The organism is Streptomyces sp. NPDC033165 (assembly GCF_055577965.1).
Window position 1 is genome coordinate 1 of sequence record NZ_JBVIPK010000031.1, and the last position, 10,034, is coordinate 10,034.

Consider the following 10,034-nt stretch of genomic DNA (forward strand, 5'->3'; position numbering starts at 1 on the left):
CGCACCATGTCCTGGCTCGCCGGCTGCCAACGACTCCACCGCCGCTACGAACGCAAAGCCAACCACTTCCTCGCCTTCACCAGCATCGCCTGCACCCTCATCTGCTACCGCAGACTCACCAAATGAGATGACTTCTAAGCACACGTCCAACATCTTCACCAAGCTCGACCTGCCGCCCTCGGAGGCCGACAACCGGCGGGTGCTCGCGGTCCTCGCCTACCTCAAGTGAGGACACCCCGCCCGTGACAGGCAGGTCCGTCCCCCCGGCAGAGCGGCCGGACCGCCCTCCCGCACGGGTCCGGCCAGCCCTCCGCGCGCTAGCCGGTTTCGGCGCTGGTGCAGCCTGCCCCAGCAGTCATAGTGCTGGATGATCACGCCCGGGTTGGTCGAGCCGCCGCGGAGGTGTAGTGCAGGCAGAGCAGAATAGTGATCATGAGCTACAACATTTCCTCTTCCACCGCCGACCAGAAGGATGTCATGGCCTTCCTGGGCAGCAACGGCACGCTGACCGCAGATCAGGAGCGGCGTCTTGGGAACATGCGCAGGTTCGCGCAGTTGAGTCAGGACGGTCTCGACCACGAGGGCATCGACTGGGGCCTGTCCGTACCCGAGGCTCTCGATCACCTCCTCGCGGGACACACCTCTTCGGAGGCGGAATGCGCGGGCAACGCCTACACCACAGCCTTGCAGATCATCATCGACCGCAACGCCTCCGACCCGTCGCACCTGGGCACCTACTCGAAGCCGTCGACCTTCTTCAGCCTCGTCGACGAGGAGATGCGGGGCCTGGGCGTACCGCTGGACCTGCTGCCCCACAGCTACCTCTACGGCGGTCTGCCGGATCGCTTCCCTCATATCCCGCACTCGCTGTACGGGTACCCGGCCATCGGCCACCTGCCGCTGGACAGGACCAAGCCCGCCGCCGACGCCTATCGTGCCGTCCTTGACCGCATGGACCAAGGCTTCCGCTACGACGTCCAAGTGCTCATAGACAAGCTCGACTTCGAGCACGACGAGTGGGAGACGGCGACGAAGCACGTCGACTGGTACACGCAGGACACTCTCTTCTTCAGCCTCACCTGACCGCTACGCGGCGGGCTCGTACGTGACGACGGAGGCGGCGCACGGCTCGGCCAGCTTGAGGAGCGCGGCCCGCTCGGTCTCGTTAGCACTCAGGCCCCAGCGCAGCTTCGTCGCGGTCCAGTCGACGAGGTACGTGCAGGTCGCCGATCCGGCCGGCGGCATCCACTGGACTGGGCCTTTGTCGGCCTTGGACCGGTTGGTCCTCGCGGTCACCGCGACCAGGGACCGGTCCGACCCCAGGTCGTTGGTGTAGGCCTCGCGACGCTCGGGGGGGCCAGTCGTAGGCACCGACTGGCGGGGAGCGTCATACCCAACTTGCCATACTCCTCTGCCGGTGCGAGCCGAGGTAGCCGCATACCTGCCTACGGATCGAGTCCCTTCAGCCCGGCGGCCACCTCCAGGGCCTGTTGTAGAGAGGGTCCGAAGAGGTCGGGGTTGGTCTCGGCGAGCATGCGGTAGTGGCCGGTGAGCGTGTGGGAGAGGTGGGCCGCGGTGGTGGCGAGGCGGTGGCTGGTAGGGGGGAAATGATCGTAGAGCGTCTTGAGGGTGTCGAGCGGGATCCCGGGGTCGGCGGCAAGAGTGTCGAGGGCGGCGGTGAGAGGGGTCGGGTGGTCGGTGCGGATGGCGGTGGTGATGATGTGCGCGGCCAGCTTGCGGTGGTGGCGGATGCAGAGGTCGGTGAGGTGGCTATCGAGGCGGCCCTGGAAGACGGGGTGGGCGGCGGCGCGGTTGTAGACGGTGAGGAACTGTTCGGTCTGGGTGCCCTCCGCGCCGTCGAGGAGTTGGTCGGCGAGGCAGGGGGCGGCTTCGAGTGCGCGGCCGGTGTGGCGTTCGGCGAGTCGGTCGGGCTGTAGCGCACCCCACGGTGGTCCGCCGGGAGCGGCCAGGGTCGGGGGGTAAAGGGTGCTGAGCCAGGCGGTAACGGTGTTGCGGCGGTCGCGGGGCTGGTCGGCGAGTGCGGGCAGGCGTCGCCACAGCAGGTCGGCCTGGTCGCGGTCGGCGGCGCCTGCCAGGTGGGCGGCTGCGAGCGCGGTCTCCAAGGTGGTGATGCTGAGGACGGGGGTGAGTCCGTGGGCGGTGGCGCTGCCCTTCCAGTAGCGGCTCTCGTGGCCGAGGAGACGGTCCTCGACGTCCTGCGCGTCCTCGTCCTCGTCCTTGTCCTCGTCGTCGGTGCGGTTCGTGGGGTCGGGTCGTGCGGTGTCGAGGAGGTCAGCGAGGGCGGTCATATGGAGGGTGAGCGCGTTACTGTATGCGCCTTGGCGGAGCCACCGGGGTGGCTGCAGGTCCGCGGCGGCCGCGCTCCAGTCGCGGCCTGCCAGGCTGGGGACGGCCGGGAGCGCGAGGGCGAGGGCGAGGGTGGCATCGCGGTAGTGGCCGGCGCGCCGGCTGGGGTCGTCCTCCAGCGGGGTGAGATGGCGGGTGCGGGCGGTGGCGAGGCATTCCTCGGCCTGCCGGCTTGCCGCGCGGGCCTGCTGCCACCAGTCGCCGGCGGTGCGGGCCAGCAGCAGGAGTTTGAGCGGGCTGGTGCCGGAGTGCTCGGCGGCGGCGTCGATGAGCACGGCGAGCTGAGCGGGGCGGGTCTCGGCGTAGTCGAGGACGACCAACAGCGGCTTCGCCGCCCGCCGGACCTCCAGCAACTGGGATGCCTCGGCGTTCGATTGCGGCCACAGCACGGTCCAGCCGACGGCGGTGAGCCGGTGGCCGAGGTGGTGGGCGAGGCGGGTCTTGCCCTGACCGCCGGGTCCGTGCAGCAGCCATGCCCCGAAGCCGCCCCGACCGCACCACGCCTGCAGGTCGGCGAGCAGGTCCTCGCGGCCGTGGAAGGGAACGGTCTGCCGTCCGGCTTCCAGCAGTGCCGTCGGCGTCACCGGGGCGCGCCGGACGGCGGTGTGGATGGTGGGGTCGGCGATGTCCTGGAACTCCACTGCCCCCAGCCCGCCCGCCGGGCCGGCACCGTGGTCCGCGAGGGCGGTGCGGAAGGCGTCGTCGTGGTGCAGGACGTAGGCGGGCACGACGTTCAGGCGGCCGTGGGCGGAGTTCGCCCGGTCCGAGGCGACGACACCGGTCAGGTACCGGTCGCAGAACACCGCCGCGCCCGACAATCCGCCCCACGGCGACGTCCCGGCACCCGGCCACCCCATTCCGGGGGTGCGCAGGTCCATGACGTACTGGTTGCCGACGAAACCGCTGCCTGGATTCACCTCCCCGCCCAGTTGGACGGCCTCCACCGGCTGGCCCCTGCGCTGGGCCTCGTCCGGGACGCCCCAGGTCTCGCACGGTGTGCCAGGGCGCTTCGTGTCAGGGCGTCCCCACACGACCGGCACGGTCGGCGGCCGCCAGTGCGGCGAGTCGTCGACGAGGACGAGCGCGGCGTCGCCCCCGCCCGCCCGGCGTCCCCGCCCACACCACCGTTCCGCCCGCTTCCCCGCCAGCACCCGGATGGAACACCGTCACCCGTGTCCTGGCCGCCCCGGTGACATGCGCGGACGACAGCACCAGACGCCCACCGACCGCATACCCCGAACCGGCCCTCCGAGCGCGATTGCGCCCCCGAACCAGGCTTCGAGCCTTTCGGCCTGGTCACCCCCGCCACCCGCAACTGCTCCATACCCGCCCCCTCCCCGGTTTTCCTGCTGCGGCAGCGTCAGTCCGGGATGCGCCCCGACACGTCACCGGGGCCGTCCGGGCGCTCCCGCGCGGAGTGGACGAGCAGGTCCGTGCCGTCGGGGCGCTTGGGAGTGAGGGTGAAGGAGACCCGGTGGGTGCGGCCACGAGAGATCCCTGCCCCCACCTCGGCGCCGACCGCCCACAGCTTGAACTTGCCCTTCGCCGTCGCGTCCGCGCGCAGCTCGACCTCGAACTCCATCTCCACAGGACCTACCGCGAACACCACTTCCGGGTCCTCGCCCGCCCTCGCAGCGGCTTCGAGCAGTTCGTCGCGCACCGCCGCGACCGCGTCGGCCAGCGGAACATCCATCGGGTCTACCACCCGTCGAGTACCTGATCTGCAGTCAGGTCGATGTGAACACCGTAGAGGCCGCGCGGGGGCCTCCGCAGGTAAAGCCGACTTCGGCCGACTTGCCCGGTCGCCCCCTTCGAGAACAACTTCGAACTTCTGGCGGTTCGCGCATGCGCAGCCCATCAGGCTGCTCCTTCCAGGATGGTGGTCTTGCCGGTGATGAGGCCGGTGCGGGCGGATGCGATCACGGACGCGGCGAGACCTGCCGCCTCTTCGCGGGCCTGTGTGTCGCGTTGCTCCTGGCGGTGGTCCATGGCCGTCAGGAGGCCGCCGATGAACCGCTCACTCGATACGAGCGCCACGGCGATTGCGTCGGCCGGCTGGTTCGCCTCGGCGGGCTTCGAGGTAGGCGGTCCAGTCGGTGGCGGCGCGTCGGCGCCATTGCTGGGCTGTGATGACGTGGAGGCCGAGCATCGGGGCAAGGATCGCGGGCGGCAGGTCCTGGGCGAGTTGAACCAGTGCAGTGGTCCGAGCCTTCCGGACGGGGATGTGATGAGCGGTCAGGTCCCGGGCGAGGACAGTCGAGGAGATGTGCAGGCCGGGCCGGGTTCCGGGGAAGAGCCAACGGCGCGGGGAGTTCGCGGCCCAGCCGCCGGGTGGCTCCTGCCGGGTGAGCTCGGTGAGGAGGAGGGCGAGGGATTCGGGCAGCCGGATGGGGGTGCGGTCCAGGACGAGGACGGTGTGGCCGTCGACGGTGGCCAGCGCGTCGGTGGGCAGGGCTGCGATGCGGGTGGCCTGTTGGCCGAACAGGAGCAGGACGGCTCCGGCGGCGCGGACCTCCAGGGGAAGCACGGTGTCGGTGAGGCACTGCTGGAGGAGTTCCCAGTGGGAGTCCTCGTCGAGGCCCTCGGGCTCGGCTTTGGGGCGGTGGGGGACGAGCAAGGGGCGGCTGTGGCCGCGGTGGGCGGCCCAGACCACGAAGTCGCGGACCTCGTAGTGGGTGCTTGGGTTGCCGGCGACCCAAGCGTCGACCTCCTGCTGAGTGACGTCGGCGAGCGCGAGGCCGCGCTCGTTCATGGCGGTGAGGAACGCGACGGCCATGTTGATCCGGGTGTAGGCCCAGCGGACGCGGTGCTTGAAGCCGGCCCGGCGTTGCGCGGCCCTGCGCGCCCGAGGCAACAGTGACCAGCGGACGTAGGAACGAAGGAGCAGGGCGTGTTCGGGATGGCGCTCCACGACCCGGGCCAGGTGGCGCTCGATTCGGGCGAGGAGCTCGTCGCGTTCGGGCAGGGCCTGGTAGGCGACGAGGATGTCGCGCAGGTAGTCGGTGGTCTGCGCGTCGCCGCGATTCCCGCTGCGGGCCAGCGTCTCCAGGTCCTCGTGCGTCAGCGGCCGGCCGGTGCCGTTGAGGCCAGCCAGGAGCCGGGCGGAGTGGGAGTTGCGGATCCAGTTCAGCGCCATCCGCGGCTGATCGCAGCTGGCGAGCGCCGCCCGCATGCGTGCGCACTGGTCGTCTGATGTTTCGGCCGCAGGGCCGAGGAGGCCCTCGAGTTCGTCGTGGAGGGCGCAGCGGTCGCACAGCCCGCGGATCAGGTAGGAGCGCGGGCTCGCGCACCACGGGCACGCGTACGGGTCGCCGTTGCCCGTGCACGGGCCGCAGACCCGGCGGCCGTCCGTGAAGGCGATCAGCACCCGCTCGTTCCGGCAGACCGGGCATGTGCCGGGGTGGGTGCGGGCCAAGCGGTAGCAGGGCTTGCAGACCGGGCCGAGCGGCCAGCGGGCGCAGACGGGAGCACTCCTCGCGCACAACGCGCACCGGGCGGGTGGGCGCGGTCGGCAACTCGTACACGGGTCCAGGGCCGCTGGCTTGCCGCACGTCGAGCACGACCTGGTGGCGGAGATGTGGGCGCGCCGGCAGCTCGCGCATCGCTGGTTGGAGGGCCGGGGCCGGGTCTCTCCACACACGCAGCAGGGACCGGTGTTACCGCGGGCGGCGAGCACGCCCTCGCACCCAAGGCAGACCCGCCCGCCCGGCACCGCCCGTCGCAGCGGCCGCACACGTCCACAGCGCAGGCAGGACGGCGCCTTCACCCCGGTGATTCCGGCACCCGCAAGGGACGTGATCAGTGCCTGGATCGAACGCGGCGCGTCGGAGGCCCCGCTGACCAGGGCATCGGGATGCAGGCGAAGGTGGTCGCGGATCCGGGTCCGGGCGGCCGGTGTCATGCCGGCGACGATCCGGGCCGCTTCCGGGCCCGGTAGCTCGGGGAGGAACGCGGTGATGCGGCCGGCGAGTTCCGTCCACTCCCGTGGCGGGGCCGACCGGCCGGTCACAGGCCGTCCGGGCGCCGGACGTGCACCCGCCTCGCTGGCGGGGCGACGGCCGGACCGTCCGTGTCGCCCGACGCTGTAGGTTTCGCGACCTGCCGCCGGACCTCCCGGATCCGGACCTCCCGGATCTGCATGAGATCCGCTGGCGAGCAGTCCAGGATCCCGCGCAGCGCGGCTAGCGTGTCCATCGACAGCCGCTGCGGTGGCTGCGTGACCAGCCGGAACACCTGCTCGCGCGACAGGTGAACTCCGTACTCCGCGAGCAGCGGCACCAGGTCCGTCGTCTGGTACATGTCCCGCCCGGCCATCAGCCGGCGCAGGTTCCACTCGAATCCCATCCTCTTCATCACCGCGACCCCAGTCCCTTTCCACCCGTGCGCTCCGCCCGACGCCGCAGCGACTCCTCCAACAGCCGGTTGCGGTACTCGTCCGACACCCACGTGTACAACGCCGTTGTCGACGCATAGGCGTGGCCGACCTGCTCCTGGACGAACCGCTCCGGGTACCCGAACTCGATCAGGTGCGTGATGTACGTGTGCCGCAGGCAGTGCAGGTCCAGCTCCGGCGGCAGGGCAGCGTGCTCGCGGACGATCGTGAACACCTCGTCCAGGCGCCGGACTCCGAGCCGCCCACACCGTTCGGTCACCCACAGCGCTGGGTGCCCGCCCGGTGAGAAGCCGGACCGGACTTCGTCCACCCACTCCTCAAGCACCGGGACGATCCAGTCGGCCTCCGGCATGGTGAGTACTGTCCGGCGCTTGGGCGGGCTGCCGCGAGAGGCCTTGCCGAACCGCACCTCCAGTGCGCCGAACCGGCCGTAGTCCTTCGCCCGCGGGTTGAGCCGCAGATCTGACAGGTCCAGCATTGACGTCTCACGGCGCCTGGTGCCGTACGCGTAGACCTGCTTGAGCATCACCGCGTCGCGCCACGCGGCCAGCACGCCCTTGCGGCGCCGCTTGCGCGTTTGCTCGACCCGGTCGTCGGCGGCGTCGAGGAGCGCCTGCAACTCGTCGTAGGTCAACGCCCGCCGGCCGGGCCGGCCCTCGAACTCGGCGACGTGGTCGGCGGTGTTCCAGCCGTGGCAGACCTGTACCGGGAACTGCCCGAACGCCTCCTCGCAGGCCTTGGCCCAGCAGTAGCGGCCGTCAGTGACGAACGCGCAGAACATCTGCAGGTCGCCCTGCTGCCCGCGAACCGTGGAGTGCGCCAACGGCGGGTCCAGCGAGAGTTGGTGCGAGAAGTAGGCCTCCACGTCCTCCGGCGTCCACTCCCACGGATACGTCGCGGTGAACAGTGCGAACCGGCGCACCAGGCTCAGCCGGTCGTCGATCGTCTTCCTGGCCAGCAGCCGGCTCTGTTGCTGTTGCTCCCAGCCCCGCAGCATCGCCCCGAACATCGCCGGGCCCGGGTCCAACGCCCGCACATTTCCTGGCACGACCAGCTGAATCGCACCCGGCACATCGATAGTCCGCACGGTCACCGCCACGCTTGCACTCGATGCAACATCGTGGCGTTTACTGTCCATCACACGAGGCCAGAGGCCTCGGCGTCACCTGAACGAGCTACTGCCCGCAGGTCTTCGACCAGGTCAGGACCGTGCCCAGCCAGCCCCACATTGATGTACCCGAAGCAACTCCGCCTACTTGCTGTCCCAGGCCTCGGCGAGCGGGACCATGTGGTCGATGTCCAACTTCTTCGCGTCGGTGACCTCGACCTCGTCGTAGTAGGAGAGCCAGCTACCCCCGGTCAGCGCGCACCGGGCCCCTGCTCCGGCGCGGTCACCGCCTCGGCGAGCAGGACTTCGGCCCGGGTGGTGCAGGAGTCGCCGTCCTCGTCGATCCAGTGCTTGAAGTTGTCCCGCTCATACCCGGCCCGCTTCTCCTCGGCATCGGGAAGCGTCCCGATGGCGTCGGCCAGGGACAGGCCCCCCGCTCCGTCCGGTGCGCCGCCGGGTGCACCGGACGGAGCAGTGCCGGTGGGCTTCGAGTCGTCGGTCTTTGCCATGTCGGCGGAGCAGGCGGTCAGGGCGGCGGCGGTGAGCAGGGCAGCGCGCAGAGGGCCCAGGCGGCGCAGCTTCACGCAGTACTGCAGCAGATCGAGGCTGATGAGCACTCATGATTGCAGCCTCGACGGCAGGGTGACGCCTGGCCACCACCGCCGGGGGCCTGCATCTGGCCGGACAGCTCGGCATCCGCATACGGCCGCCCACGCTCCAGGACCGGTGTGGCTCCTCTTCGTCCACACAAGGCACGGCCGAGATGAGAACCCCGATCCGTTCCTGCCGCCCGAACTGCCCTTGCCCGTAACCAGCAGTCTCCCGCCGGGAGCCCACCCACTGGCATGGTATGCACATGACGAACCAGCGCCGATGCCAGATCTGCTACGGGCCCAACCACTCGCAGGGAGTCAGATCCCAGGATCACCTCTGCGCCGATTGCCGAGCCAAGAGAAGGCACAAGTCACCAGACGAGATCCGCCGGGAAAAGGGCGTTCATCCTGACGACATCTTCAGGGGCCTCCCTAACACTGCCCCGCCCCGGACAGGCGGGCTGGGCAAAGTAGCACCACGGGGAGGGCTGTACGCCCGCCTGCGCGCCGCTCTCCGTCGCAACGGCTGGGGCGGGTGACGGGGAGAGTGCCGCACGGGGCCGCACAGAGCCACCCCGCCGGGCCGTGACCGTAGGATGCGAAACGCCTGGCCCCCTGAATCCAGACCGGTCTGGAGCGTACCGGCCGTCGGTCCCGGAGCAGCCACGGTCATGCTGCAGCTGAGTGAAGGCGCCGGGTCGGGTACCGCATCTCCCGGCCGTTCAGCGGATGCCCTGGAACCCCGGGCCCAGGCCGCGCGCCGCCGGGCCCGTCCTGCGGTACGCGGTCCGGGAGCCCCGGAAGCCGTCGCGGCCGGGACTGTCTCCGCCCCGGTGTCGACGGGCAGCCTCAGACGCCTGCCGCCGTCACCGCGACTAGTAGTGCTTGGTCAGGTTGATTCGCCGGTGGCGTGTCCGTTTGATCGGGTGTGTCGTTGATCGTGTGTGCTGAGTGGGGAGTTGGCTGCGGTCCGGTGTGATCTGGAGGACTTCGCGGCGGAGATGTTCGAGCCGTTCGCGCGGGCGGATCAACGCCGGTGGGGCGGGGTCTATCTGCGGGGCCTGCTGCTGGACGGCCGACGCAAGTCGGTGGAGCCGATGGCCGCCCGGCTGGGCAAGGACGGCAACCGGCAGGCCCTGGCGAACTCCGTCACCTCCAGCCCGTGGGACGCGGCGTATGTCCGCGCTCGCCTCGCCTGGCGGATGCAGCACGTGATCAAGCCGACCGCGCTGATCGTCGATGACACCGGCTTCCTCAAGGACGGGGACGCCTCGGCCTGCGTGGCCCGGCAGTACACCGGCACCGCGGGCAAGGTCACCAACGGCCAGGCCGGGGTCTCGCTGCACCTGGCTTCCGACGCGGCGTCGGCGGCCGCCGACTGGCGCCTGTTCCTGCCCGAGAGTTGGGACCCCGCCTCACCGAAGGCCGATCCGGCCAAGGTGGCCCGCCACACGAAGTGCGGCGTCCCCGAAGAGATCGGTCATGTCGAGAAGTGGCAGCTGGCCCTGGACATGATCGACGAGACGAGGTCGTGGGGCATCGAGGTGCCCCTCGTCGTCGCCGACGGAGGCTA

At 70.5% G+C, this 10,034-nt stretch carries 8 protein-coding genes and 4 pseudogenes; 4 read left to right on the forward strand and 8 right to left on the reverse strand.

Annotated elements, in window-relative coordinates; all coding sequences use genetic code 11:
- The 3 genes and pseudogenes from ACZ5WC_RS32990 to ACZ5WC_RS33000 all read left to right on the forward strand — a co-directional run.
- A pseudogene (locus ACZ5WC_RS32990) lies at positions 1-126 on the forward strand (IS5/IS1182 family transposase); the annotation flags it as partial.
- A gap of 7 nt (positions 127-133) precedes the next feature.
- A pseudogene (locus ACZ5WC_RS32995) lies at positions 134-229 on the forward strand (DNA-binding response regulator); the annotation flags it as partial.
- 203 nt (positions 230-432) lie between these two features.
- Entirely contained in the window at positions 433-1,083 is a 651-nt protein-coding gene (locus tag ACZ5WC_RS33000) for a DUF7691 family protein (RefSeq protein ID WP_468544270.1), read from the forward strand.
- 3 nt (positions 1,084-1,086) lie between these two features.
- Here the strand turns inward: ACZ5WC_RS33000 and ACZ5WC_RS33005 are convergent.
- The 8 genes and pseudogenes from ACZ5WC_RS33005 to ACZ5WC_RS33040 form a co-directional block, all read right to left on the reverse strand.
- Positions 1,087-1,372: pseudogene (locus tag ACZ5WC_RS33005) on the reverse strand (HNH endonuclease); the annotation flags it as partial.
- Positions 1,373-1,445: 73 nt separating this feature from the next.
- Positions 1,446-3,518 carry an ATP-binding protein gene (locus ACZ5WC_RS33010; RefSeq protein ID WP_468544271.1) on the reverse strand — a complete coding sequence of 691 codons (2,073 nt, stop codon included), beginning with the start codon at positions 3,516-3,518 and terminating at the stop codon, positions 1,446-1,448.
- A gap of 209 nt (positions 3,519-3,727) precedes the next feature.
- The gene (locus tag ACZ5WC_RS33015; protein WP_468544272.1) at positions 3,728-4,060 is read right to left on the reverse strand and encodes a trypco2 family protein; all 333 of its coding nucleotides are present in this window, start codon (positions 4,058-4,060) and stop codon (positions 3,728-3,730) included.
- A gap of 164 nt (positions 4,061-4,224) precedes the next feature.
- Positions 4,225-4,404 carry a hypothetical protein gene (locus ACZ5WC_RS33020; protein WP_468544273.1) on the reverse strand — a complete coding sequence of 60 codons (180 nt, stop codon included), beginning with the start codon at positions 4,402-4,404 and terminating at the stop codon, positions 4,225-4,227.
- Entirely contained in the window at positions 4,385-5,734 is a 1,350-nt protein-coding gene (locus ACZ5WC_RS33025; protein WP_468544274.1) for a hypothetical protein, read from the reverse strand. The genes ACZ5WC_RS33020 and ACZ5WC_RS33025 overlap by 20 nt, the downstream gene beginning before the upstream one ends.
- A 638-nt stretch (positions 5,735-6,372) precedes the next feature.
- Positions 6,373-6,723 (reverse strand): helix-turn-helix domain-containing protein, encoded by a 351-nt coding sequence (locus ACZ5WC_RS33030; protein ID WP_468544275.1) that lies wholly within the window; start codon positions 6,721-6,723, stop codon positions 6,373-6,375.
- On the reverse strand, positions 6,720-7,808 hold the full coding sequence (locus ACZ5WC_RS33035; RefSeq protein WP_468544276.1) for a tyrosine-type recombinase/integrase: 1,089 nt from the start codon (positions 7,806-7,808) through the stop codon (positions 6,720-6,722). The genes ACZ5WC_RS33030 and ACZ5WC_RS33035 overlap by 4 nt, the downstream gene beginning before the upstream one ends.
- 210 nt (positions 7,809-8,018) lie before the next feature.
- Positions 8,019-8,485: pseudogene (locus ACZ5WC_RS33040) on the reverse strand (HNH endonuclease); the annotation flags it as partial.
- Between the two features lie 920 nt (positions 8,486-9,405).
- Between ACZ5WC_RS33040 and ACZ5WC_RS33045 the strand changes: the two are divergent.
- Positions 9,406-10,034: IS701 family transposase (locus ACZ5WC_RS33045; protein WP_468544277.1), on the forward strand; the 629-nt coding region annotated here is incomplete at its 3' end.